The sequence below is a fragment of the Streptomyces sp. NPDC048442 genome (assembly GCF_040651475.1).
In the GTDB taxonomy this organism is placed as follows: domain Bacteria; phylum Actinomycetota; class Actinomycetes; order Streptomycetales; family Streptomycetaceae; genus Streptomyces.
Window position 1 is genome coordinate 1 of record NZ_JBEZKB010000011.1, and the last position, 22839, is coordinate 22839.

The following is a 22839-nucleotide window of genomic DNA, read 5'->3' on the forward strand; positions in this document are numbered from 1 at the left end:
GCGCGCCCCTTCGGCCTGCGCCACCTGCTGCGCGGATTTCTGCCGCCCCTCGCCCTCGGCCCGCGACCCACGCCCCCGGCGCTCCGTCCTGGACGCATCACTCACGTCCGGTACGGCTTTCGCTCTCGCGCCGGGTGGGCAAGGCCCACCCGGCACAGGTGTCGGCCCAGTCGTGTCACCGCAGCCCGGCCGACCGCTCCCGCGACACCCGCACCCACGGCCGAAACGGACCACCCCACACCCCTCTCGAGGATGGATTAGGTTAGGCTTACCTAAGTTGCCTGCTCCGGTGATTCGCCGCTGCCCCCATGGAGATTCAGCATGCGCCTGCCCCGCACCCGCGCCCCGCAGCCGACCAGCGCCGAACGCGTGCGCTCCGTACTGGCCGCCGCCCACTCGATGACGGTCGTCAGCGACGGCGTGCACACGGAGGTGCGGAGGCTCGACGGTGCGGGAGTCATGAGCCGCATCCACCTCCACGAGCCGGTCGCGGTGACCGCCGACGCCCAGCCCTCCCCCGGGCACCCCGACTCCCCCGGTCACGAACGCATCCCCGTCCGGCTGGAGTTCACCGACATCGCGCCCACTCCGGTACGGGACCGGGTGCGCGCACGCGTCACGCTCACCGGCCTCCTCGCCGCCCCGTACGACACGTCGGCGACCGACGAGAGCACCTGCATGGAGTTCGGGCAGGCGGTCATCGAGGACGCCCACGGGCGGATGTACGTCACCCTCGACGCGCTGGAGCGCACCTCGCCCGACCCGCTCGTCCCCTGCGAGGCCGAGATGCTGACCCATCTCCTGGACTCGCACGCGGAGTTGATTCCCCTGCTGCTGCGGCTGGCGCCCGCTCCCCGGACCGCCGAGCTGACCCGCGCACTGCCGCAGGCGATGGACCGGTACGGTCTCACGCTGCGGCTGGAGTACCCGCACACGCACACCGACGTACGGCTGCCGTTCCCCACCCCCGTGACCGGAGTCGAGCAGGCGGGCCCGCAGATCCAGGGGCTGCTGCGGGCGGCCCGCCGGATGTCCCACCCCAACCGGCTGCCGGCCTGAGCGACGGCCTGCACGACGACCGGTGCGGTTCGGAGCGCGGGAACTCGGGGCGCGGACTAGGGGGTCAGAGACCGCAGATGTCGCACCCGGCTGCGACGACTGCCGCGACAGCCGGGGTGGTACGTACGCGCATCATGGTGGCGCCTTCCTCGGCCGACAGAACGGCGGCGGCCCAGAACTGCCGGTGCAGGCCCCATGGTTCCAGCTTCCGTCGACCCCGTGGTCCCCGCTCCGTCGAGCCGGGTGGCCTTCAACGGGTCGCAGGGACAACGAGGCCACAGCGGTCACGCCCGCTGCCCCTGCATCTTCACCAGTCGGTGAAGCGTCTGAGGATCCCACGCCGGGTTCGCTGCGGCCGCGTGGGCCAGTTCCTCGTCGTCGAGGAGTTCCGTCAGCCGGGGCTGCGGAAGCGCGGACCTCGGGGTCCTGGTGGTCGGCGAAGGCGGCCAGGCCGGTGGTGGGGAAGTTCGGCCGGGTGGTGAGGTGCGCACGCTCGAGGCCGTTGTATTCGAGGAAGCTGCGCAGCAGGACTGACGCCGGGGCGTCCGGATGGTTCTGGGCCAGCAGTACACGCACGCCGAGATCGTCGTCGGCGGCCAGGCGTTCTACAAGGTCGGGCGGCAGGGTGTGGTCCGTGGCCGCCCTCCGGCGCAGCAGCGGGTGGCCGGAACTCGCGTCTCGGCGGACGTCTTGGGGGTCCCGGGGCACGTGGGGCTCGGGCTGCGAGTCGAAGCAGCCGTTCACGGGGATGTGGTAGTCGATCTCGGCTCGTTCCTCCTCGCTCAGTTCGGGGTGCACAGACAGGGCCAGCCGCACCTCGGGGTCGGGGTCGACGGCCAGCATGCGGCGCTCGGCCGGTCCGAGGTCGGGGCGGAGGGCGATCCTCTCGCGCACCGCCGGGTCGGGATCGCCGGCCAGGAGGACCACCACGTCGGCGGGCAGGCTGGGGTTGCCGGCGATCGCCGCCCGCTCTCCCTCGGCGACCGGAGCGGTGAGGACGCTGTCCACGACGGTTCGGCTGAGGGCCCGATGCATCAGTATGTCCCAGCGTCCGTGGCTCGGCCGGGCAGGCAGTTCGCGCTCCACCCAGGCCGGATCCCGGTCTCGCACATGCCTCCGTGCACTTTCCCGGACGTCCTCGTCAGGATCTGCCAGCAGCGCGGCCCGGGTGTCGGCGGGCAGCAGATCCCACATGCCGACGCCCCAACGGCGGACCTTCGCGACCGGATGAGTGGGCATGCACCGGCGCAGTCCGGTGGAGAACTGCCGGTAGATCGTGCCCTGGAGGAGGTCGTCGTCATACGTGCAGATCATGCGCACGACAGTCTCGTCGGGCAGCGGCCTGGGCCCGCGACCGGCCGAAACCCGGGGAGCCTCGGCAAGGTGGGCGCGGACGAACCACTGCGGATCGTCCACCAGTTGTGCCCGTTGGGCCGGATCGACATGGGGGTTGCGGGCGAAGAAGCTGCGGGTGCGGGTGTCAGGGTGCTTGAGCACGGCGTCGACCACGGCGTCGGGCAGGATCCGGTCCCGGCACAGCACCATCCATACTGCCGGCGGACCGTCGGCAAGCAGCCGCAACAGGACTTCCTCCGGAGAGGACGGATTGAGAGCCACTCCAGCGAGCCGACGTACGGGCAGATCAGCGGCTGCCCAGATGTGCTCAGGCGTAGGCATGTGTCACCACCCCCGTGTGCCAACCGGCCCCCTGGGGGCCACCGGGCCACGACTCTACCGGCCTCGCCCCTGACCTGCCGGTACTCGACCAGCTCGACCGGTCAGGCTTCCGCCCCCGCATTCCGGGCGGATTCCCGGCCGCGTCCTTGGCGGGCGCCCCGGTCAGCCGCGGCGCTCCCACTCCGTGCGGGTGAGTTCGTACTCGACCTCGCCGTGTTCGGAGCCTTCGATGGCTTCGGGCCAGTCGTCGGTGTAGTTGCGCACGAAGGCCAGGCCCGTCTTCTCCATCACCCGGCGGGATCCCTTGTTGACCGCCATGGTGTTCGCGGTCACCCGTGCCACGCCCAGGTCCGTGAACCCCTTGTCGATCAGGGCACGTGAGCCCTCCGTCGCATAACCGTGGCCCCAGGCCTCCTTGCCCAGCCGGTAGCCGAGTTCGACCACGGCGGCGCTGCGGTCGTCCAGCGGGCGGAACTCGAACCAGCCCAGGAAGGCCCCGGTGTTCCTGTCCTCGGCGGCCCAGTAGCCGCGGGTGCCGAAGCAGGGGTGGTCGTGCAGGAGTCGGGGCAGCGTCTGGGACCGGATCGTTTCGCGGGTCGTCGGCCGGCCACCGTTGATGTAACGCATGACGTCGGGGTCGTTGTCCAGCGCCAGCAGGTGGTCGATGTCCATGTCGGCCTCCGTGAAGGGGCGCAGGGCGAGGCGCTCGGTCGCCAGGAAAAGTTGCATGCGGCGATCGTCGCTGCGCCGGGGCAGGACCGCCAGCGGATTTCGCCGGTGTCGGCCGGACCGGACGACGGCGAGGACGGCCAGGTGCCGAGCGGTGCGGTTGACCCAGCAGCGACCCCGCCAAGAGGCCCTGTCGCAGAGGGTGTTGACTGTAGTGCGACTCTTCCCCTCCCTGCAGGCGACACGTACATTCGGCCCATCAGTGACGGACCGTCAGGGAGCGATGCCATGCCGATCGAACCCGCACTCCAGCAGTTCCTGGACCAGATTCCGCCGATGGACTGGTCCCTCGATCCCGCCTGCTTCCGCGCGCAGGCGGCGGCCAAACTCTCCCTCATGCCCGTCATGACCGAACTCCCGAAGGTCGTGAACGCGAGCATCCCGGGCCCGGCCGGTGAGATTCCCGTGCGCGTCTATCACCCCTCGCTCGACCCCGCTCTGCCCGTCACCGTCTTCTGCCACGGCGGCGGTTTCGTGATCGGCAACCTGGACAGCCACGACGCCCTGTGCCGGACGACGGCGAGGCAGACCGGCTCCCTCGTGATCTCGGTCGACTACCGCCTGTCTCCCGAGCACCCCTTCCCCGCCGCCCTGGAGGACGGCTTCGCCGCGTACGCATGGGCGCGGAAGCACGTGGACGAGTGGGGCGGTGACCCTGAGCGCATCGCCCTCGCCGGAGACAGTGCCGGTGCGTCGATCTCGGCGGCGGTGTGCCTCATGGCACGGGACCGGGGGCTGCCGCAGCCGGTCTTCCAACTGCTCTGGTACCCGGCGACCACGCTGGACCCGACTTCCTCGCGCACCCGTTTCGCCGAGGCGCCGATGCTCGGCACGGACGCCATGCAGTTCTTCCACCGGCACCACTTCGGGCTGATCTCCCGCGAAGAGGCGACCCCGTACGGTGCGGTGGCGCTCGCCGACGACCTCTCGGGCCTCGCCCCCGCGTACGTACTGGTGGCCGGCAACGATCCGCTGCTGGACGAGGGGACCGCGTACGCCCGGCAGCTGCGCGACGCGGGCGTGCCCGCCCATCTGGACGTCCAGGCGGACATGGTGCACGGGTTCCTGGGCTTCGCGGACCTGGTGCCGTCCTGCCGCACCGCGGCCCAGCCTTCCCTGACCGCCCTGCGCGCAGCCCTGTCCCCTTAGGGTGGCCGTATGGCTTCGGATGCGGGAACCGTACGGGTGGACAGCTGGATCTGGTCCGTGCGGCTCATGAAGACACGGTCGGTGGCTGCTGCCGCCTGCAAAGCCGGGCACGTACGGATCAACGGGGAACGTGCCAAACCGGCGCAGTCGGTGCGCGTCGGTGACGAGGTGCGGGTGCGGCAGGAAGGCTGGGAGCGAGTCGTCGTCGTGTCCCAGCTCGTACGCAAGCGGGTCGGGGCGGTGCCCGCCGCCGAGTGTTTCGTGGACAAGAGCGCGCCGCGTCCGCCGAAGGAGGCCGTCGGCGCGGGTGTGCGGGAACGTGGCGCCGGGCGGCCGACCAAGCGCGACCGACGGGAGTGGGAGCAGCTGCGCGGCGGGCTCTGAGAGGCGCGCCTGCGGTCGTGCGAGGCTCCCCCGCGGTCCGGAGGACGAGTCACGGCCTGCGGGGGCGAGGGAGTGTGCGGGGCACGTGCCGCGTCGGGGGAGGATGGGGGCATGTCCCAGATGCCTCGTTCTCGTACGAAGTCCAGCGCCACGGCCCCCTGCCCCTGCGGGCGTGAGCAGTCCTACGGGGACTGCTGTGGGCGGTTCCACCGCGGGGACGCCGCGGCACCGACCGCCGAGCGACTGATGCGCTCGCGCTACAGCGCGTTCGTGGTGCTCGACGCCGACTACCTGCTGCGGACCTGGCATCCGACGACCCGGCCCGGCGCGCTGGACCTGGACCCCGGGCAGCACTGGACGGGGCTCGACATTCTGTCCACCATGAACGGCTCCGCCTTCCATCAGGAGGGAACCGTGGAGTTCCGCGCGCATTTCGTCCATGAGGGCCGACCCGACAGCCAGCACGAGGTGAGCAGATTCGTGCGGGTCGACGGGCACTGGTCCTACCTCGACGGTCAGAACAGCGGCAGCTGACCGGGGAACTCCGGCGCCGCATAGCCGTCCAGGGACGGCTGCAACGCAGGACCGAGGGGCGCCGTACTGCGCGAACCCGGGCAGGAGATCAGCTCTGTCGTGCCACGCGCGCCGGCCGGGTCGTGGCGGGCGAAGCGAGCGGCGACGACAGCGATTTCGCGGCGGCACACGGGACATACACGGCGAGGAGACGACACGGGGATCAGTGTGCCTCATCGGTCCGCCTCCGCCGCTTCGGGCCGGGCATCCAGACGCGCAGCCGAGTGCGGAGCCGGCCACACAACCGGGTGCGCAGGGCAGCCGCTGCAGGCCGGGCCCGGAAGGAGCGGCCCGCGGTGGCGGCCGGGGCGGACAGAGGAAGGCGTGTGCGTGCCTCTTCCAGGGACAGGGTCAGGCTCAGCCGGATCCACCTGATCTCGTCGTCCTCGTCCGCCACGACCAGCCGGTGCACGACTTCGCGGCCGGCGGGGCTGCGGGGTTCGGCGGCGACGAGTCCGGACCGGAGAGCGGCGAGGCGGGCGGATTCCCGCGGATCGTCCAGCACCTGGTCGAGCTCGTGCTGCTCCAGGAGCGAGCTGAAGATCGCCGCCTGTTCCCAGGGGTTCTCGGTGCGCGCGAGCAGCTGACCGAGCCGGCGACTGCGCCAGTTGCGGGCCCGCCGGTCCACCCCCGTGTCGAGCAGGGTGCGCATGGCCGCCGGGTAGTTGCCGGTGAGCAGCTCGGGGTGGCGGGCCCTGAAGTCGGTCAGTTCCTCGACGAGGTAGAGCCAGACGACCGCCCGGTATCGGTTGAGGTAGAACTTGGCCGGGCTGAGGTACCCGGCACGGGCGAGGCCGGTGAACCGGGTCCGGCTGATCTGCAGGAGGGCCGCACCCTCGGTGGTGCCGGCCGTCCGCAGCCGCTCCCTGAGCGGAGTGGCGGTCGCCTCCAACTCCCGCAGCCGGTCGACCTCTTCGCGGGCGACGCGCCGCCCGCCCGCGCCCGCCGCGACGGTACGGATGCGGCCGAGCTGCACGGCGAGGTCGAACTCGCTTCTCCTGAGCCCCAGTTCCTGTGCGGCTCGGACTGCGGTGACGGTGCCGTGCGGGGCTGGGGTGGTCAACCCCGCGCCCCGCACCGGCTGTGATTCCTGGACTTCCTGGACTTCCTGTACGGCCATGACGGTCCTCCCCGTGAGTTAAGAACACTCTCGGTAACGACCGTAGCCCAGCGGGTCCGGATCGCGCTCGGCCTGTGGATAACCCTCAAGCTGAACACGTTTCTGCAGGTCAGTCAGTTCCCGGGGGTGCGTGCTGCCACTCCGAGATGTTCGCCGACCCGGTTGACCAGCAGCGTCATCTCGTACGCGACCTGGCCGAAATCGGCCTCGGCCGCGCTCAATACGCACAGACAGCTACCTTCGCCCGCCGCGGTGACGAAGAGGAGCCCGTCGTCGAATTCGACCATCGTCTGACGCACCTTGCCCGCCCGGAAGTGCCGCCCGGATCCCTTCGCCAGGCTGTGCAGTCCCGAGGAGACGGCGGCGAGATGCTCCGCGTCCGCCCGCTCCATCCCGGCGCTCGCCCCGGTCACCAGTCCGTCGTTGGAAAGGACCAGTGCGTGCCGGATGTGCTGGATCCGGTTCGTCAGGTCGTCGAGCAGCCAGTCAAGTCCCTTGTTCAGCGCCATGGTTCGGCTCTCCCCGCTCATTCGTTCCCCGTGTCCCCTGTTCTCCCGCAACCCTTACCCACTGTCGGCGTGGCGGCAAGCAGATCGGTTCACTCGGGAATCGACGGCCGGCGGGGTACCGCAACGGGCGGGGGTACGGCAAGGAGTACCGGTCAGCCCATCGAGTCGAGCATGCGCGTGGTGTGCATGCGTCCCGCGTACTCCACCAGCCGGATCAGCACCTCCTTGCCCGAGTCGCGGTCGCGTGCGTCGCACAGCACCACGGGGGTTCCCCGGTCGAGGTCGAGGGCCCGGGAGACTTCGCGCGCCCCGTAGGACTGCGCTCCGGCGAAGCAGTTGACCGCCACGACGAAGGGAATGCGGCGGTCCTCGAAGTAGTCCACGGCGAAGAAGCTGTCGGCGAGCCTTCGGGTGTCGGCGACGACGACGGCGCCCAGCGCGCCCTGGGAGAGGTCGTCCCACAGGAACCAGAAGCGGTCCTGGCCCGGGGTGCCGAACAGGTAGAGCGACAGCCCGGACCGGATGGTGATGCGGCCGAAGTCCATCGCGACGGTCGTGGCGGCCTTGCGGTGGACTCCGGCGGTGTCGTCCACCGACTCCCCCACCTCGCTGAGCAGTTCCTCGGTGCGCAGCGGCCGGATCTCGCTGACGGCCCCGACCAGGGTGGTCTTGCCGACTCCGAAGCCGCCCGCGACCAGTATTTTCAGCGCCAGGGGCGCACTGTCCGCTTCGGCCGCTTCGGCGTCGGCAGCTCCGGCGGCGGGGGTGTGGTCGGGAGCGGCGGGGCTGTCGTTGCGCTGGGGGCCCTCGGGAACCACGGGATCCATAGGGGACTTCTTTCGGCTGTCGGGCTGGGTCGGGGATACGCACCGTCCGGACCCGGGCGGATGCCGCGGGCCTCGTCCGTCCGGTGGTGCACAGTCACAGGGCGCGCAGGCCTTCGATCACTTCCTGCACGGGCAGTTCCGCGAGCGGGCCGACGGGACGCGCGGGGCCGTTCAGTGCCAACTGGCCTGCTGCGAGGAGGTCGTTCAGGAGGGTACGTACGACACCGGTGGGCAGGTCCGCCGCCACGGCGAGTTCTGCGACGGTCCGGGGCCCGGTGCGGCAGAGCATGAGCAGGGTGTGGTGGGCCCGGCCGAGCATGGCGGGGTCCGGTTCGCCCGTGCCGGTCACTGCGGTGAGCTGGGCGACGAGGTCGAGGTGCGCGCCCGCTCCGCCCGTGGCGGCGGGTACGCCGGACTGCGCGTAGGGCCGTACGAGTGGCCCTGCGTCGGCGTCGTACCACTGGGTGCTGCCTTCGGCGGCCCTCTGATGCTCGATCATCCGTGGCTTTCTCCGGCTCCGGCGATGGTGCGGTGCGGTGTGCCCCGTGGATTCCGGACGGTAGCGCCGCCGGGGTGCGGTCCCGCAGCCGGTTTCGAAAGGAGGCGGAATATGGCGGGAAGGTTGCTACGGGCGATCGGAGTGGGCCCGAAGGTGCGCACTGCGGCCGTCCGCGCGAGCCCGGGGCGGGCGGGTTGGGGGAGATCATGTGGTCATGACCGATGACCACATGCAGGTTCAGGAGTTCTTCGGCGCCCGCGCCTCCCGTTGGGACGCGCGCTTCCCCGACGACGGTCCCGCGTACGAGGCTGCCGTCACCTCTTTGAGGCTGCGGCCCGGCGACGCCGTGCTGGATGCGGGCTGCGGTACGGGGCGGGCCCTGCCGTACCTGAGGAAGGCAGTCGGGCCGGCCGGAACGGTGCTGGGCGCCGACCTGACACGGGAGATGCTGGACGAGGCGGCCCACGCGGGACGCGGGGCGGCTGCACGGCTGCTGCAGGCCGACGTCGCACGACTGCCGGTCGCGGCGGGCGCCTTGGACGCGGTGTTCGCCGCGGGGCTGATCTCGCATCTCCCCCACCCCGGCGAGAATCTGCGCGAACTGGCCCGCACCGTACGCCCCGGCGGCCTGCTCGCCTTGTTCCACCCGGTGGGCCGGGCCGCCCTCGCGGCGCGGCAGGGGCGGCAGATCACCGAGGACGACCTGCGTGCCGAGCCCCGTCTGCGCCCGCTGCTGGACGGCTCGGGGTGGCGTCTGCTGTCGTACGTCGACGAGGACAGCAGGTATCTGGCGCTGGCGGCCCGCACGGAATGACGGGTCCGGGCGGGTCCGGTTCCGGGCGGGTCCCATCCGGGCCGACTCGGTCCGGGCGGGCCGGTCCCGGCGAGCCAGTCCGGGCGGGCCGATCCCGGCGGGCCCGCCCGCCCGCTAGGAGGTGCGTTGCTGGTGGGGCACCGGGCAGGCGCGCACGCCGGGGACCGGGAAGGTGCCCAGGGCGGCGACCTCGTAGCCGTTCGGGTACCCCTTGATCTCGGGGTTCTGGCGGGCGTAGTGCGGCGTCCTGCGCGGCGGCAGCAGACGCACCGTGCGGGCGCGGAGCCGCAGGGCGCCCCGGACCGCCGACCGGACCAGCGGGTGCGGGCGCTCGTACCGGAAGGCACACAGCAGCGAGTCGTTGAGAAGGGCACGGGCCGCGCCTCTGACGAGGGGCGCCAGCGGAGTCGGGTACCAGGAGGCCATGAGGTCGAGGGTCGCGTCGGACACCTTGCGGGCGCCTTCGTCCCAGCCGAAGTGGTGCGCCTCATAGAGGTCGAGGCAGCGCTCGAACTCCTCGTACGTCTGCGGGAGTTCCTGGATGCCCAGATGGGTGCCGAGGGTGCGGTAGTACGCCGCCATGGCGCGCATTTCGTGGTCCGAGAGCCTGCGCCAGCCGTAGGCGTCGATCCACCGCTTCGGGGTGACGACGAAGGTGCACAGGACGTAGCGCATGTCGTCATTGCTGATGTCGTAGCTGCGGTGCATCCGGTTGATGCGGCGAATGGCGGTGCGGCCCTCCTCGCTGCCGAAGCCGTGCTCGACGACGGTGTCCAGGAGGAGGGCGGTGTCGTCGTAACGCTTCTGCGAGCGGTCGGTCAGCTCTGCGGTCTCGGCGAGGAGGCGCCCGATACCGGGCACCGCATAGGTGCGGTAGAGGGCCAGTTCCAGGGCTCTGGTGAAGTCCCACGGGAACTCGTAGGTGGAGGTGATCCGATAGATCTGCAGGAAGTCCCGCTCGGGGTCGAGCTGCTGTACCTGCCGGAGTCGCTCGTAGCGCTTCACCACGCGTCGCCCTTCTGCCGTGTCGGGCGGCCGCCTCGCCGTCACGGCGGCCGCGTTGTCGCCAGGCTCAACTCTACGGTGGTCGGGCACACTTGAAGAGTCGGCCGATCTACTGCTCACAGGGATGTGGTCCGGGTGCTCACCAGAATCAGACTGTTCGTCCGGTCGTTGCAGGCGCCGCGCCGGGAGGAGGTTCGGGCCGCGCCGGAACCCCGGCGGCAGCACAACCTCTTTGAGGCGGCGGCCGTCTACGTGGCCGCCTGCGCCGAGGACGACGAGCCGCGCAGTGACGAAGCGGCCGGGTGGGTCTCCCCCGAGGCCCTGTCGTTCGGGGTGACGGAGCTGGCGTGCCGGGCGGTGATCGCGCTCGCGCGCGAGCGCGACGAGCCGCCCCACACCGTGGCCCGCAGCCTGCTCGGACTGCCCGCCGCCTGACCGGGGGAGATCCGCGCCCGGCCAGGGGCTCGACGATCCGGTTACCGGCTGGTTAAGGTGCGCCGACGACCGATCATCTGGGGAGGGTGCCGTGACCGGGACGGAAGCCGCCGGGGACGACGAACTGTTCGTGCTCACCGCGGCCCTGCTGACGCCTGCGCAGTTCCCGAGTGTGCTCGGTGACGACTTCCCCGCGGCGTGTGCGGCGCTCGGCCTGGAGCCGCTCGGCTCGGGGTACGGGCTGGTCTTCGGCCAGGACGGCGGTGGCGCCCGCTGGACCGTGGCCGTCGACGACGTATCGCTGGTGGCGGTGGCCATCGCGTCCTGGGACTGCGGCATGGAGTACGACCTGTCGCCGCCGGAGCGCTCGGTGGTTGCCGCGCTGCCGGGCTGGCCGCTCGCCCTCGCCGTCTCCGCACCCGGGGTGCCCGCGCCGCACGACCCGGAGGACGACGGGCCGGATGACGACGGGTCGGACAGCCTGGGGCCGGTGCTCTCGCCGCCCGACGCCGAGGAGTGGGGGCCCGCGCAGCGCCGGCTCGGGGCCGACGAGATCGGCCGCCAGTGGGCGACATGGCGCGGGCAGCTCGACGAGCAGAGCGGCGCCGAGTCGTTCGAGGGTACGCAGGGCGAGCTGCACCCGGGCGTACGGAAGGTGATCGACGCACTGCACGGGTACGTGGCCGAGCCGCCGCCACTCGGCAGGGTGCGGTCGGCGTTCGCCACGAGCGAGGCGCGGACGCTGCGGGCCGACGGCCCCGGCTGGTCGTTCGTGGCCAGGACGGACGACATCGCGTTCCTGCTGCTGGACGAGGAGCCCGGGGAGGTCCTGCCGGTGGGCCGGGGCGTCGAACTGCCCGGGCTGCTGGAGTCGTTGGACAAGCTGGCCGTACGACCGTCCTGACGCACCGGACCCCACGCACCGGGCCAGAGGGGCCGGCCGGGGCACGGACGCCTGTTGCGGCGCCCGTGCCGAGGGCTGCGGCTGTGCTGTGCTGTGCTGTGCCGAAGGCTGTGGCTGTGGCTGTGCCGAGGGCTGCGGCTGTGGCTGTGCGGTGGTGGCGGTCAGACGCGTTCGAGCGGGCGGTGCGGTTCGGCGGGGAGCACGATGTCGAGGGCGTCGCCGGGCCGGATCGTCCCGCCGGTGCGGACGATACTCATGATTCCGGCCTTGCGGACGAGGGTTCCGTCGGTGTCACGGCCGACGACGCGCTTGAGCAGTCCGTCCTGGAAGTGGTCGATCTGGAGGCACGGGTTGCGCAGCCCGGTGACCTCCACCACCGCCTCGTCACCGAGGTGCAGCAAGGTACCGACGGGCAGGGCGAGCAGGTCGATACCGCTGGTGGTGACGTTCTCCCCGAGCGCGCCCGGCCCGACCTCGAAGCCTTCCTCGTGCAGCTCGTCGAAGAGCTCCCGGTGGATGAGGTGGACCTGGCGCAGGTTGGGCAGGGTGGGGTCCTGGGCCACCCGGGAGCGGTGCTTGACCGTCACTCCCGCGTGGATGTCGCCCTCGACCCCGAGTCCGGCCAGCAGCGTGATGCTGTCGCGGTTCGGCTTGCTGAACGAGTAGGTGCCGTTACTGCTGACCGCCTCGACCGCTGCGCCCATGGTGGAGCTCCCCTTCTCACGTCTTCCCCGTACCTCCCCGGCGGGGTCAGCGGCCGAGCTCCTTGCGGGTGATCCGCTGCAGCCTGCGGCGCTGGGTCTTGTCCAGCATCAGATAGGCGGCGACGGGAACACCCACCATGACCAGCAGGGCCGGCCAGAACCCGATGAACCATATGAGGGCGATACCCACGACGACACCGCCGGTAGCGACCTTGGCACTCTTCGACATCTTCGACGCCTCCTCCGCGGCTGCTGCCGCTCCTGCTTCTCACAACGTACGCCGGGCCGCGACGGTTCCACCCTGCGCAGGTTCAGGCGTTCGAACCGGCGACGGCGCTCTCCGTGCGGGGACCGGTGTCCGGGGACTTGTCCCGCAGGGGTTCGCCGACCTCGTGCATGTGGGTCAGCGCCTGCCGGTAGGAATCGATCAGTCCGGTCTCCGCGTACGGAAGGCCCGCCTCGTGGCAGTGGGCACGTACCAGGGGCTGGGCGAGCCGCAGGTGCGGGCGCGGCATGTTCGGGAACAGGTGGTGCTCGATCTGGTAGTTGAGCCCGCCGAGGAACCAGTCGGTGAGCGGGCCGCCGCGCACGTTGCGCGAGGTGACGACCTGGCGGCGCAGGTGGCCCCAGCGTTCGCCGTCGGGGTCGGGCATCTCCATGCCCTTGTGGTTGGGCGCGAAGGCCATGCCCAGCTGGAGGCCGAAGAAGGCGTGGTGCAGGAGCGCGAAGACGAGCGCGGTGAGCGGGGACATGGTGGTCAGCAACAGCGCTGCGTAGAGCCCGAGATGGGCGACGAGGAGGGCTGCCTCGACCTTGCGCTCGCGCACGTCCTGGCGGCGCAGGTCCTGGAATCCGTACACCTTCAGGGCGAAGCCTTCGAGCAGCAGCATGGGGAAGAACAGCCGGGCCTGGTGGCGGGCGAGCCAGCGGGCGAAGCCCTCGCGGCCCGCGGCCTGCTTCTGGGTCCAGACCAGCGCTCCGACACCTACGTCCGGGTCCTTGTCGACGTGGTTGGGGTTGGCGTGGTGGCGGTTGTGCTTCTCGTTCCACCAGGCCTGGCTCATGCCGAGGAGCAGGTTGGCATGGGTGAGGGAGAGCCACCGGCCGGCGCGGCGGCTGCTCGATATCTGGGCGTGGCCGGCGTCGTGGCTCAGGTAGGCGGTGCGTGTCCACACGAGGGAGAACGGGGCCGTGAGGAGCAGTACCCACCAGGTGTGGCCGAGGAGGACGACGCCCGTGATCACCGCGGCCAGGCCGGCCAGGTTCACCGCGATCCGCGCCGCGTACCAGCCGTGGCGGCGCTCCAGCAGACCCTGCCCCCGGACCGCGCGCAGGAGTGGCGCGAAGTCGCTGCCTGGGGCCGCACCGGAGGAGTGCTCCGTCGCGGCGACGATGGCCTGGGGCATAGGGGGACTCCGGTCTCTGGAGGCGCATTTGGCAGCTGCAGCGCCCGACTCTTTGAGAATCTACGGATCAAAACCGGCCCCGGCCATGGCGGCACCACCCGGAGTATGCGGGGGCCTGCCCCCTTGTGCGGGTGTCGCTGGGTGCACCGTCACGGTGAGCGCCCTGGCGCGGGCCGCCTCAAGAGGTGCCGTCGGTGACTGTCATCAGGGGAGGTGCCGTCGGTGACTGTCGTCAGGGCAGGAAGGACTCCAGTTCCGAGCGGAAGTCGCTGGGCAGTTCCGTGGGGAAGTCGGACGGCAGCTCCGTCGGGAAGTCCGACGGGAGCGTCGGGAAGCCGGACGGCAGTTCCGTCGGAATGCTGGTGGGGAAATCACTCGGCAGCTTGAACGAGGGGCCCGGCTTGGTGGTGCTGGTGGCGGGTGCCTCCGGCGGTCCGGACTTGTCGCCGCCGGTCACGACGAGGACGATCGCCACGACGGCGGCCACGGCCACGACGACGGCGAGCAGGATCACCAGGGGCCGGCGTCCGCCGGGACCCTGGGGCGGTCCGCCGGGACCCTGGTCCTCCGGTGGCCAGCCGGGTCCTCCGCCCGAGGTCGGCGGGCCGTGGCCGCCGGGCGGCTCACCGGGCGGGCCGTACGGCGGACTTGGTGGCGGCCCGAAGCCTCCTCCGGGCGGCGTTCCCGGCGGCTGGTGCGGTGGTACGGGCGGCGTGGCCATACCGTCCAGAGTCGACCGTACGGGGCCATCTCGCGAGCCCTGTAGGCAAGTTGGTGCTCTCCGTTCGACGGACCGCAACATTCCGATTCCCCCACCTCCTCCCCCGCGCCTTCTCCCGCGTACCCCTTCCTCCGCAGGCGCCCCACGCCGTACGGTGAGCCGCGCGCACCGCGCAACCGTTCAGCGAACAGGGCAATCCGGTCGGCGGACAGGGGAGCACAGGATGTCGGGGGAATCGCCAACGGGACTGCGCCGCAATGCCGTAGGGCTGCGTGACGTCCTCTTCCAGAGCGTGACGGCCATGGCTCCGGCGGCGGCGATCGCCGCTTCCATCCCGGCCGGTGCCGCCTTCGCGGGCGGCAGTCTGCCGCTGTCGGTGCTGGTGGCGCTGGTGGCCTGTCTGTTCACCGCGTCGTGCGTGGCGGAGCTGGCACGGCGGATGCCGGCCGCCGGTTCCGTGGCGACGTACTCGGCGCAGGGGCTGCATCCGACGGTGGGCTTCCTGGTGGGCTGGGGGTACGCCTTCGTCGAATCGCTCGTACCGGCGCTGCTGCTGCTCCAGCTGGGCTTCACCACGGCGGGCACACTGCACCAGGAGTGGGCGTCCTACCCCGCGGACCTGTGGTGGCCCTGGTCCCTGGCAGGAGCGGTGGTCATCGCGCTGGCCGGATTCTTCGGGGTACGGGCATCGGCGCGCTTCGGGACGGTCCTCGGCATCTTTGAGGTGCTGGTGTTCGTGGTGTTCGCGGTGCTGCTCATCTCGCAGGCGGGCGACGCCAACACCCTCTCGGTGTTCGGCACTTCGCACACCGCGGCCGGGTTCGAGGGAGTCAGCGGCATCTTCGCCGGGTCGGTCTACACGGTGCTCGCGTTCGCCGGGTTCGAGGCCGCCGCTCCGCTGGCGGAGGAGGCGAAGGACCCGCGCCGTACCATGCGGCGCGCGGTGCTCGGGGCGGCCCTGTCCATCGGCCTGGTGTACGTCTTGACCACGTATGCGATGGCCGTCTATCTGGGGCCCGACAAATTCGCCGGGTTCGGTGCCGCGGGTGCCGCGTCCTGGGAGGGGGTGGCGCGGGCGTCGTTCGGGCTGTTCTGGCTGCTCCTGTTCCTCGCGGTGGTCAACTCGACTGTCGCCAACGCCAACGCCTGCGCGAACGTCTCGACGCGGACCGCCTTCGCCTTCGGCCGCATCGGGGTCTTCCCGAGATCCTTCGCGCGGCTGCACCCCCGCCACCGCTCCCCCGTCACCGGGATCGCCGTGCAGTTCGCCGTCGCGGTGGCCGCGATACTCGGACTGGGCTTCGCGTACGACCCGTTGACGGCGTTCGTCCTGCTGGCCACGATCATCGTCACCGTCGTCATCGGGGTGTACATCGTCGTCAACCTGTCGTGCATCGGCTACTTCCTGCGGCGGCGCCGGGACCTGTTCCACCCGGTGCTGCACCTGCTCTTCCCCGTACTGGGGATCGTGACGTTCGTGCCCGCGCTGCTGACGGCCGCCGGGATCCCGGCCTTCGACTTCGTGTCGCAGCTGAAGGCACCCGTGTCGTACGCCGGCCCGGTCGTCGCCGTGTGGATGCTCATCGGGGTCGTCGTCCTGGGCGTCCTGCTGCGCCGGCACCCGGAGCGGGTCGCGGAGACCGGGCGGGTGCACCTCGACGAGCTGGCCGAAGACCTCGATCCGAATCAGCCCAAGAGTCCCCACAGTCCCCAGAGTGGAGCCGCACACCGATGACCGATCCCCGCGTGGTGACCGTACGACCTCAAGAGGGCGAGTTCGCCTGGACCTTCGGCGGAGCCGCACCCGTGGCACGGATCGCGCCGGGCACGGTGCTCGACCTGTACACGGAGGACTGCTTCGCGGGCCGGGTACGGTCAGAGAAGGACCTCGTGTCGCAGGTGTGCGAGTTCCCCTTCCTGAATCCGCAGACCGGGCCCTTCTACTTGGAGGGCGCCGAGCCCGGCGACACGGTGGCGGTGCACTTCGTGTCGATCGAGCCCGCGCGCGACTGGGCGGCGTCGACGACGGTGCCCCTGTTCGGCGCACTGACGTCGACGCACGCGACGGCCACTCTGCAGCCGCCGCTGCCCGAGGTGGTGTGGATGTGGGAACTGGACCGGGAACGGCGTACCTGCCTCTTCCGCGCCCGGGACAGCGACATCGAGATCGAGCTGCCCATGGACCCGATGCACGGCACGGTCGGGGTGGCGCCGGCGAACCTGGAGGTGCGCTCCGCGCTGGTGCCCGACGCACACGGCGGGAACATGGACACTCCCGAGATGCGTACCGGTGTCACCTGCTACCTGGGCGTCAACGTGGAGGGCGCGCTGCTCAGCCTGGGCGACGGACATGCCCGTCAGGGTGAGGGCGAGACGTGCGGGGTCGCCGTGGAGTGCGCCATGAACACCGTGGTGGTGGTCGAGCTGCTGAAGGCAGTGGCCACGCCGTGGCCCCGGCTCGAGTCCGACACCCACATCCTCTCGACGGGGTCGGCGCGCCCTCTTGAGGATGCGTTCCGGATCTCGCAGCTGGATCTGGTGCAGTGGCTGGCGCGGGACTACGGCCTGTCGGAGCTGGATGCGTACCAGCTGGTCAGCCAGGCCGGGGAGGCGCCGCTCGCCAACGTCTGCGACACGAACTACACCTGCGTGGCGAAGATCCGCAAGGAGTGGCTGCCGCCAGGCGATCCGCACCGCGGGCTGCACCGGCACCTGCGTGAGGTGGCGCGTACGGTACGGGGCTGAGGGCCTGTCCCGCGGCGGGGCCCGGGACCCGCTGAACAGGCCGGGCGGGCAGAGTGCCGGTGGCAGTGCCCTCCGCTCCCGTGCCACTATCCGCTGCATGGACACCGAGAAGAGCCCGGCTGCGCCGCAGCACGCCCCGCAGCGCCTGCGCGAAGCCGGGGCCGCCCCGAACGCGGCCCGCGCGGACGTCGAGACGGCCCGGTAGGCGCGCCGACGTGGACGAGTTCGAGCTGCTGGACCCCTGGTCGATCGAAATGCTGGCACCGATCGTGGTCGCGGGGGAAGGCCCGATGGCCTGCCCGGGATGTGCGGCGGTCACCGGGTTCTCCGCCGGGGGCCGGTGGGGCGACCCGGTGCGGATGCGGTGCCGGTGCGGGCACGACTGGCTGCCCTTCGAGGACGATCCGGAGCTGAGCCGTGAGCTGATGAAGGAGCTGATCATCGCCGCGCAGTCGGAGCAGTAGTCGGCGGTACGGGGCGGCTGCCGGCCGTACGGATCGGCAGTCGGCAGTCGGCAGTCGGCAGTCCGCAGTCCGGGAACGAGCGGCGACCGACGGCCGCAGGCCGATTCCCGTCGCCCGGGTCGGCTGCCGCACCGCTTGTCGCCCTCCCCCGACGGTACGACGATGGGGCTCGCGGCCCGCCGGGCCCGCTGCCGTCCGAAGTCTTCGCCGGGGAGGCCGAGTTGACCGACGCGTGGGTGGCTCTGGAGCCCGGTGCCGATCCCGGCGCCCGGCTCGGCGTGCTGCGCAGGGCGTACGACACGTTCGCGTCGGCGGGCCGGATAGAGCGGCCGGTGCGCTCCGTGGTGGCCGAATCCTGGCGGCGTTCCGCGCAGGCCCGGGTGAGTCCCGAAGGCCGGGCGCGCGTGGAGCTCGGGGAGGACGAGCTCGCGACGTACCGGGAGGGCCATCCGCTGGCCCGCGCGATGCCCCTCGTCCGCGAACTGATGGGGGCGTACGCGCACGACGGGAAGCACCTGCTGGCGGTGTGCGACGCGCACGGGAGGATGCTCTGGGTGGAGGGGCATGCCCGTTCCCGGGAGCGTGCCGGGCGGATGAACTTCGTGCCCGGCGCCCGCTGGGCCGAGGCGTCGGTGGGGACGAACGCGCCGGGCACGGCGCTCGCGCTGGACCGGCCGGTCCAGGTATTCGCCGCTGAACACTTCCTGCGGCCCGTGCACCCGTGGACGTGCGCGGCGGCTCCCCTGCACGATCCGCACACGGGACGGCTCCTGGGCGCGGTGGACATTACCGGGGGCGACAGCCTCGCCCATCCGCACAGTCTGGCCTTCGTGCAGGCAGTGGCCCGCGCCGCCGAATCGCATCTGGCGCTGCTCGCTCCCCCGCCGGCCCCGGACGCCGGCAGGGCCCTGCTGTACGCCCTGGGGCGCGACGAGGCGCTGCTGGTGGCGGGCGGGTCCACAGTGCGGCTCAGCAGACGCCACAGCGAGATCCTGGTGCTGCTCGCCCGCCATCCCGAGGGCCTCTCCGGCGACGAGCTGCTGTGCGAGCTGTACGAGGACGAGTCGGTCACGCCGGTGACACTGCGGGCGGAACTGTCGCGGCTGCGCCGCCTGTTGGGGCCCGGCCTGCTGTGCTCGCGCCCGTACCGGCTGACCGTCCCGGTCGACGCGGACTTCACGATGGTGGCCAGGCGGCTGGGCTCGGGTGCCGTGGCCGCCGCCATGGGGGCGTACCCGGGGCCGCTGCTGCCCGCCTCGCAGGCGCCCGCCGTCGTACGGGTGAGGCGGCGGCTGGAGGGTGAGCTGCGGGCCGCGCTGGTGGCGCGCGCGGACCCGGGGCTGCTGTCGGACTGGGTGTACAGCCCGTGGGGCGAGGGCGACCTGGAGGCGTGGCAGGCGCTGGCCGGTGCCGCACCTGCGGGGCAACGGCCGTCCCTGCGCGCGCGCGTGGCCGCGCTCGACGCGGAGCTGCGGGCGGCGCCGGCGCCAACTGCCGGAAGGTCACCCACCGACCGGCCACCCGCCGAACGGCCACCTGTCGAACGGCCACCTGCCGGCCCGACGCCCGCCCGACGCGCACCTGCCGGCCCGACGCCTGCAACGGCGTTGCAACGTCGCCCGCTCTAGCCTCCCTCCGGGTGCCGTCCAACGGCGGACGGCACCGCCCGAGGGAGGCCACCGCGATGACCCGATACTCCGCACCCGGCAGCGAGGGCGCAGTCGTCTCGTACGAGAACCGCTACGACCACTGGATCGGCGGCGAGTTCGTCGCCCCGGTGCGCGGCGGGTACTTCGAGAATCCGAGCCCGGTCAACGGCCGTACCTTCACCGAGATCGCCCGCGGCACCGCCGAGGACGTCGAACTCGCCCTGGACGCGGCGCACTCGGCGGCGCCCGGCTGGGCACGCACCGCTCCCGGCGACCGAGCGAACATCCTCCTCAGGATCGCCGACCGGATGGAAGCACATCTTGAGGAGCTGGCGGTCGCGGAGAGCTGGGAGAACGGCAAGCCGGTCCGCGAGACCCTGGCCGCCGACATCCCCCTCGCCATCGACCACTTCCGGTACTTCGCGGGTGCGCTGCGCGCCCAGGAGGGCACCCTCAGCGAGGTCGACGACGACACCATCGCGTACCACTTCCACGAGCCGCTCGGCGTGGTCGCCCAGATCATCCCCTGGAACTTCCCGATCCTGATGGCCACATGGAAGCTGGCGCCCGCGCTGGCCGCCGGAAACACCGTCGTCCTGAAACCTGCCGAGCAGACCCCCGCCTCGATCCACTTCTGGATGAGCCTGGTCGCCGACCTGCTGCCGCCGGGGGTCGTCAACATCGTCAATGGCTTCGGCGTCGAGGCGGGCAAGCCGCTCGCCTCCAGCCCGCGCGTCGCGAAGATCGCGTTCACCGGGGAGACCACCACGGGGCGGCTGATCATGCAGTACGCCTCGGAGAACATCAAGCCGGTCACCCTCGAACTCGGCGGCAAGAGCCCCAACCTCTTCTTCGACGACGTCTGGAGCGCGGACGACGACTTCCGCGACAAGGCCCTCGAGGGCTTCACCATGTTCGCCCTGAACCAGGGCGAGGTGTGCACCTGCCCGTCACGCGCGCTCATCCAGCGGGGCCACTACAACGAGTTCCTCGAAGCGGCGATCGCCCGCACCGAACTCATCAGGCCGGGGCACCCCCTCGACACGGACACCATGATCGGCGCGCAGGCCTCCAACGACCAGTTGCAGAAGATCCTCTCCTACCTGGACATCGGCCAGCAGGAGGGCGCAAAGGTCCTGACGGGCGGTCAGCGCATTGAGTACGACGGCGAGTTGGCGGGCGGCTACTACGTGCAGCCGACGGTCTTTGAGGGCGACAACCGGATGCGGGTCTTCCAGGAGGAGATCTTCGGCCCGGTCGTCGCGGTCGCGTCCTTCTCCGACTTCGACGACGCGATCCGCACAGCCAACGACACGCTGTACGGCCTCGGCGCGGGCGTGTGGACCCGCGACATGAACACCGCGTACCGGGCGGGCCGCGCGATCCAGGCAGGCCGGGTCTGGGTGAACAACTACCACAGCTACCCGGCGCACGCCGCGTTCGGCGGATACAAGCAATCGGGCATCGGCCGCGAGACGCACAAGATGATGCTGGACCACTACCAGCAGACGAAGAACCTCCTCGTGTCATACTCGCCGAAGAAGCTCGGCTTCTTCTAGAGATGCGAAAAGGGGCGCCTGACCTGGGATTCCTCCCATCAGACGCCCCTCTGTCGATCCACTCAATGCCGGGATCGGTTTGTGGCGTAACTCCCAGTTCATCCCACTGATGTCCCGCTCCTGACCAGCCCTTCCGGACCAGTCACGGACCAGAAATCCGACTCACGCCCCAGGAGGCCCCGCACCCCGGTTGACGCGATCCCACTCCTCCATCGACTGCTCGATGAGCTTGTTGGCCTGTTCCCGGACTCCGTCCAGGAACTTGGCGTAGTGGCGGAAGAGGACCTCAATCGTCTGACCAGCACGGCGAGCACACTCGGCCGGGTCGACCCCGGAGTACAACCAGAACGAGATCCCCGCGTGCCGGACGTCGTATGGCCTCTTGGCCAAGCCGGCGGCGAGCTCCGTACGGGTCAGCACGTACTCCCGAGCACGTGCCCATGTGGTGCCGTAAGCAGCGGGGTCCACATAATTGCCCGCTTGGTTCCGGAACAGACGGCCATCCGGCGCTACGCCGAATCGCTCGATGTGCGCCCTGACAACACGCACGAACTGCGGTGGAATGGGCACGGGCCGGGTCGCAGTGGCAGCGCGGCGCTTGAGCGAGTGAATCTCATACACCTCGCCATCGTCCGACCACTCCTTGCCCGCAATGACGACTCCCCCCGTCAGGTTGAACAGACCCCACCCGGTCTCAGGCAGATGGCACTGCTCAATCCGAAGGTGAATCACCTCCGCCGGCCGCATGGCCGCGTAGTACATGCAACCGAAAAACGCCTCCAGGTGCGGGCCACGTCCACCCTGCCGGGCAACAGCCGCGAGGAGCCTGGCGACTTGGGCCGGATTGGGAACGGCAACCGGGTCGACCTCCTCGTTGGCCGCCGGAGCACTCCACCTGAGCCCGCGGAGCGGGTTCTCCGTGAAGTAGCCTTTCTCTACTGCGGTAGTAAGCACTTCGCTGAACGCAGCCCGCTTCCGGCGCACCGTCCTGGCCGCCGCCGCCTTGCCATCCAACTTGCGACTCAGGCCCTCCAGTCCTCGTCGCAACACATCTGCTTCCGCAAGGAAGCTCACAGGCAGCGAATTTCGCTTCATCCAGTCCAGAGCCTGCCGCCACTCCTCGACTGGCTCCTGACTCCAGGCCTTCTTATTGAACGCCCACGAGTACAGTGCGCGGCGCAACACCCTCGGCTCGGGGTGCGAGACGCCGTGGTGCACCAGGGCAGGTGTAATAGTGGCAAGGGCATCAGCAAGGGTGCGCCGAGTATTGCCCGGCGTACGATCCCAGCGCTCGTCAATATATTCGTGAGCCAGGTCGAACCACGTCGTCCGCTGCTTGATAGCTCGCAACTCGGATGCGGGCAAGCCTGTGTGCACATCAAAGGCTTCACCATCGCGCGCCGCCGTAATCAGCTTTGAACGCCTGCTTTCGGCAAGGCCGAAGGTCATGAACGACTCGGATTTTTCGTGTCCCTCGACCGTCCACCGAACCATAAAGGCTTTTCGCCTGTCAGGGCGCTCGCGTATGTCCCAGAATCGGACATTGAAACTCATCGCCAAGTTTCAGAATCTCTCTCGCACATGTCCCACCAAGCGTCCAGATCAGGTCGACGGCAACGAAGTTCACCATTCGGCAACTTGCTCATGCGCGGCGCTTGCCCACGAGCACGCATTCGATAAAAAGCAGATGGACTCATGCGGATCTCTGCCAGTACTTCGGCAAGCTTTAGAGCCGGAGGGCGAGCCATAAATTCCTACCTCACTGAAATAACACTGCGGGGCACAATGTGCGCGTAACCTCCGCATAGACCCATACGTCACAGGCAGCCACATCCGTCAGCGACAGCGTTAAGCAGGGCCGACGACTACAGAATCCATGATCCGGAGATTCTCTGATTTCCGAAGTC

Annotated in this window: 26 protein-coding genes; 12 read left to right on the forward strand and 14 right to left on the reverse strand. The window is 70.5% G+C overall.

Features of this window, described 5'->3' with window-relative positions; all coding sequences use genetic code 11:
- Positions 1-321 precede the first annotated feature (321 nt).
- On the forward strand, positions 322-1059 hold the full coding sequence (locus AB0D18_RS18235) for a DUF2470 domain-containing protein (RefSeq protein ID WP_362418949.1): 738 nt from the start codon (positions 322-324) through the stop codon (positions 1057-1059).
- Positions 1060-1191: 132 nt separating this feature from the next.
- Here AB0D18_RS18235 and AB0D18_RS18240 read toward each other — a convergent pair whose 3' ends face one another.
- A complete protein-coding gene (locus AB0D18_RS18240; protein WP_362418952.1) occupies positions 1192-2736 on the reverse strand; it encodes a hypothetical protein in 1545 nt (514 codons plus the stop codon).
- A gap of 162 nt (positions 2737-2898) precedes the next feature.
- Positions 2899-3465, reverse strand: coding sequence for a GNAT family N-acetyltransferase (locus AB0D18_RS18245; RefSeq protein WP_362418955.1), 567 nt, complete (start codon positions 3463-3465; stop codon positions 2899-2901).
- 228 nt (positions 3466-3693) lie between these two features.
- Between AB0D18_RS18245 and AB0D18_RS18250 the strand changes: the two genes are divergently transcribed.
- The 3 genes from AB0D18_RS18250 (at position 3694) to AB0D18_RS18260 (ending at position 5532) form a co-directional block, all read left to right on the forward strand.
- On the forward strand, positions 3694-4614 hold the full coding sequence (locus AB0D18_RS18250; protein WP_362418958.1) for an alpha/beta hydrolase: 921 nt from the start codon (positions 3694-3696) through the stop codon (positions 4612-4614).
- Positions 4615-4623: 9 nt separating this feature from the next.
- Entirely contained in the window at positions 4624-4998 is a 375-nt protein-coding gene (locus AB0D18_RS18255) for an RNA-binding S4 domain-containing protein (RefSeq protein ID WP_362418961.1), read from the forward strand.
- 111 nt (positions 4999-5109) lie between these two features.
- Positions 5110-5532, forward strand: coding sequence for a YchJ family protein (locus tag AB0D18_RS18260; protein ID WP_362418964.1), 423 nt, complete (start codon positions 5110-5112; stop codon positions 5530-5532).
- Here the strand turns inward: AB0D18_RS18260 and AB0D18_RS18265 are convergent.
- From AB0D18_RS18265 to AB0D18_RS18285, 5 genes are all read right to left on the reverse strand, one after another.
- On the reverse strand, positions 5514-5729 hold the full coding sequence (locus tag AB0D18_RS18265; protein WP_362418967.1) for a hypothetical protein: 216 nt from the start codon (positions 5727-5729) through the stop codon (positions 5514-5516). The two genes, AB0D18_RS18260 and AB0D18_RS18265, sit on opposite strands and share 19 nt — an antisense overlap.
- 5 nt (positions 5730-5734) lie before the next feature.
- Entirely contained in the window at positions 5735-6691 is a 957-nt protein-coding gene (locus AB0D18_RS18270; protein WP_362418970.1) for a DUF6397 family protein, read from the reverse strand.
- Between the two features lie 113 nt (positions 6692-6804).
- Complete coding sequence (locus AB0D18_RS18275; RefSeq protein ID WP_362418973.1) at positions 6805-7200, reverse strand: roadblock/LC7 domain-containing protein; 396 nt, start codon at positions 7198-7200, stop codon at positions 6805-6807.
- Between the two features lie 152 nt (positions 7201-7352).
- Positions 7353-8027, reverse strand: coding sequence for an ATP/GTP-binding protein (locus tag AB0D18_RS18280; RefSeq protein WP_362418976.1), 675 nt, complete (start codon positions 8025-8027; stop codon positions 7353-7355).
- 94 nt (positions 8028-8121) lie between these two features.
- Positions 8122-8526, reverse strand: a complete 405-nt coding sequence (locus AB0D18_RS18285; RefSeq protein WP_362418979.1) for a DUF742 domain-containing protein — start codon at positions 8524-8526, stop codon at positions 8122-8124.
- 214 nt (positions 8527-8740) lie between these two features.
- Here AB0D18_RS18285 and AB0D18_RS18290 point away from each other — a divergent pair, with 214 nt between their 5' ends.
- A complete protein-coding gene (locus AB0D18_RS18290; protein WP_362418982.1) occupies positions 8741-9340 on the forward strand; it encodes a class I SAM-dependent methyltransferase in 600 nt (199 codons plus the stop codon).
- Between the two features lie 114 nt (positions 9341-9454).
- Here AB0D18_RS18290 and AB0D18_RS18295 read toward each other — a convergent pair whose 3' ends face one another.
- On the reverse strand, positions 9455-10348 hold the full coding sequence (locus tag AB0D18_RS18295; protein WP_362418985.1) for an oxygenase MpaB family protein: 894 nt from the start codon (positions 10346-10348) through the stop codon (positions 9455-9457).
- Between the two features lie 165 nt (positions 10349-10513).
- Between AB0D18_RS18295 and AB0D18_RS18300 the strand changes: the two genes are divergently transcribed.
- Positions 10514-10780: a hypothetical protein gene (locus AB0D18_RS18300; RefSeq protein ID WP_362419459.1), complete on the forward strand. Its 267-nt coding sequence runs from the start codon at positions 10514-10516 to the stop codon at positions 10778-10780.
- A gap of 91 nt (positions 10781-10871) precedes the next feature.
- Positions 10872-11684 (forward strand): hypothetical protein, encoded by an 813-nt coding sequence (locus AB0D18_RS18305; protein WP_362418988.1) that lies wholly within the window; start codon positions 10872-10874, stop codon positions 11682-11684.
- A gap of 161 nt (positions 11685-11845) precedes the next feature.
- Here AB0D18_RS18305 and AB0D18_RS18310 read toward each other — a convergent pair whose 3' ends face one another.
- From AB0D18_RS18310 to AB0D18_RS18325, 4 genes are all read right to left on the reverse strand, one after another.
- Positions 11846-12388: an MOSC domain-containing protein gene (locus tag AB0D18_RS18310; protein ID WP_362418991.1), complete on the reverse strand. Its 543-nt coding sequence runs from the start codon at positions 12386-12388 to the stop codon at positions 11846-11848.
- A 46-nt stretch (positions 12389-12434) separates the two neighbouring features.
- The gene (locus AB0D18_RS18315) at positions 12435-12617 is read right to left on the reverse strand and encodes a hypothetical protein (RefSeq protein WP_362418994.1); all 183 of its coding nucleotides are present in this window, start codon (positions 12615-12617) and stop codon (positions 12435-12437) included.
- Positions 12618-12699: 82 nt separating this feature from the next.
- Positions 12700-13794: an acyl-CoA desaturase gene (locus AB0D18_RS18320; RefSeq protein WP_362418997.1), complete on the reverse strand. Its 1095-nt coding sequence runs from the start codon at positions 13792-13794 to the stop codon at positions 12700-12702.
- Positions 13795-14026: 232 nt separating this feature from the next.
- Entirely contained in the window at positions 14027-14515 is a 489-nt protein-coding gene (locus tag AB0D18_RS18325) for a hypothetical protein (protein ID WP_362419000.1), read from the reverse strand.
- Between the two features lie 223 nt (positions 14516-14738).
- Between AB0D18_RS18325 and AB0D18_RS18330 the strand changes: the two genes are divergently transcribed.
- The 5 genes from AB0D18_RS18330 to AB0D18_RS18350 all read left to right on the forward strand — a co-directional run bounded on the left by AB0D18_RS18330 (position 14739) and on the right by AB0D18_RS18350 (position 20932).
- Positions 14739-16250, forward strand: coding sequence for an APC family permease (locus AB0D18_RS18330; protein WP_362419003.1), 1512 nt, complete (start codon positions 14739-14741; stop codon positions 16248-16250).
- On the forward strand, positions 16247-17260 hold the full coding sequence (locus AB0D18_RS18335) for an acetamidase/formamidase family protein (protein ID WP_362419006.1): 1014 nt from the start codon (positions 16247-16249) through the stop codon (positions 17258-17260). Before AB0D18_RS18330 ends, AB0D18_RS18335 begins: the two co-directional genes overlap by 4 nt.
- 215 nt (positions 17261-17475) lie before the next feature.
- Positions 17476-17724, forward strand: a complete 249-nt coding sequence (locus AB0D18_RS18340; protein WP_362419009.1) for a hypothetical protein — start codon at positions 17476-17478, stop codon at positions 17722-17724.
- A gap of 221 nt (positions 17725-17945) precedes the next feature.
- Positions 17946-19352: a GAF domain-containing protein gene (locus AB0D18_RS18345; protein WP_362419012.1), complete on the forward strand. Its 1407-nt coding sequence runs from the start codon at positions 17946-17948 to the stop codon at positions 19350-19352.
- A 56-nt stretch (positions 19353-19408) separates the two neighbouring features.
- The gene (locus AB0D18_RS18350; RefSeq protein WP_362419015.1) at positions 19409-20932 is read left to right on the forward strand and encodes an aldehyde dehydrogenase family protein; all 1524 of its coding nucleotides are present in this window, start codon (positions 19409-19411) and stop codon (positions 20930-20932) included.
- Positions 20933-21094: 162 nt separating this feature from the next.
- Here the strand turns inward: AB0D18_RS18350 and AB0D18_RS18355 are convergent, their stop codons facing one another.
- Both AB0D18_RS18355 and AB0D18_RS18360 read right to left on the reverse strand, forming a co-directional pair.
- The gene (locus AB0D18_RS18355) at positions 21095-22486 is read right to left on the reverse strand and encodes an integrase (RefSeq protein WP_362419461.1); all 1392 of its coding nucleotides are present in this window, start codon (positions 22484-22486) and stop codon (positions 21095-21097) included.
- The gene (locus tag AB0D18_RS18360) at positions 22483-22680 is read right to left on the reverse strand and encodes a DNA-binding protein (protein ID WP_362419018.1); all 198 of its coding nucleotides are present in this window, start codon (positions 22678-22680) and stop codon (positions 22483-22485) included. The genes AB0D18_RS18355 and AB0D18_RS18360 overlap by 4 nt, the downstream gene beginning before the upstream one ends.
- Positions 22681-22839: the final 159 nt, after the last annotated feature.

Bases quoted from the DNA above. Each gene is read 5' to 3' on its own strand.
- AB0D18_RS18235 (WP_362418949.1), top strand. From the start codon at position 322: ATGCGCCTGCCCCGCACCCGCGCCCCGCAGCCGACCAGCGCCGAACGC.
- AB0D18_RS18240 (WP_362418952.1), bottom strand. From the start codon at position 2,736: ATGCCTACGCCTGAGCACATCTGGGCAGCCGCTGATCTGCCCGTACGT.
- AB0D18_RS18245 (WP_362418955.1), bottom strand. From the start codon at position 3,465: ATGCAACTTTTCCTGGCGACCGAGCGCCTCGCCCTGCGCCCCTTCACG.
- AB0D18_RS18250 (WP_362418958.1), top strand. From the start codon at position 3,694: ATGCCGATCGAACCCGCACTCCAGCAGTTCCTGGACCAGATTCCGCCG.
- AB0D18_RS18255 (WP_362418961.1), top strand. From the start codon at position 4,624: ATGGCTTCGGATGCGGGAACCGTACGGGTGGACAGCTGGATCTGGTCC.
- AB0D18_RS18260 (WP_362418964.1), top strand. From the start codon at position 5,110: ATGTCCCAGATGCCTCGTTCTCGTACGAAGTCCAGCGCCACGGCCCCC.
- AB0D18_RS18270 (WP_362418970.1), bottom strand. From the start codon at position 6,691: ATGGCCGTACAGGAAGTCCAGGAAGTCCAGGAATCACAGCCGGTGCGG.
- AB0D18_RS18275 (WP_362418973.1), bottom strand. From the start codon at position 7,200: ATGGCGCTGAACAAGGGACTTGACTGGCTGCTCGACGACCTGACGAAC.
- AB0D18_RS18280 (WP_362418976.1), bottom strand. From the start codon at position 8,027: ATGGATCCCGTGGTTCCCGAGGGCCCCCAGCGCAACGACAGCCCCGCC.
- AB0D18_RS18285 (WP_362418979.1), bottom strand. From the start codon at position 8,526: ATGATCGAGCATCAGAGGGCCGCCGAAGGCAGCACCCAGTGGTACGAC.
- AB0D18_RS18290 (WP_362418982.1), top strand. From the start codon at position 8,741: ATGACCGATGACCACATGCAGGTTCAGGAGTTCTTCGGCGCCCGCGCC.
- AB0D18_RS18310 (WP_362418991.1), bottom strand. From the start codon at position 12,388: ATGGGCGCAGCGGTCGAGGCGGTCAGCAGTAACGGCACCTACTCGTTC.
- AB0D18_RS18315 (WP_362418994.1), bottom strand. From the start codon at position 12,617: ATGTCGAAGAGTGCCAAGGTCGCTACCGGCGGTGTCGTCGTGGGTATC.
- AB0D18_RS18320 (WP_362418997.1), bottom strand. From the start codon at position 13,794: ATGCCCCAGGCCATCGTCGCCGCGACGGAGCACTCCTCCGGTGCGGCC.
- AB0D18_RS18325 (WP_362419000.1), bottom strand. From the start codon at position 14,515: ATGGCCACGCCGCCCGTACCACCGCACCAGCCGCCGGGAACGCCGCCC.
- AB0D18_RS18330 (WP_362419003.1), top strand. From the start codon at position 14,739: ATGTCGGGGGAATCGCCAACGGGACTGCGCCGCAATGCCGTAGGGCTG.
- AB0D18_RS18335 (WP_362419006.1), top strand. From the start codon at position 16,247: ATGACCGATCCCCGCGTGGTGACCGTACGACCTCAAGAGGGCGAGTTC.
- AB0D18_RS18350 (WP_362419015.1), top strand. From the start codon at position 19,409: ATGACCCGATACTCCGCACCCGGCAGCGAGGGCGCAGTCGTCTCGTAC.
- AB0D18_RS18355 (WP_362419461.1), bottom strand. From the start codon at position 22,486: ATGAGTTTCAATGTCCGATTCTGGGACATACGCGAGCGCCCTGACAGG.
- AB0D18_RS18360 (WP_362419018.1), bottom strand. From the start codon at position 22,680: ATGGCTCGCCCTCCGGCTCTAAAGCTTGCCGAAGTACTGGCAGAGATC.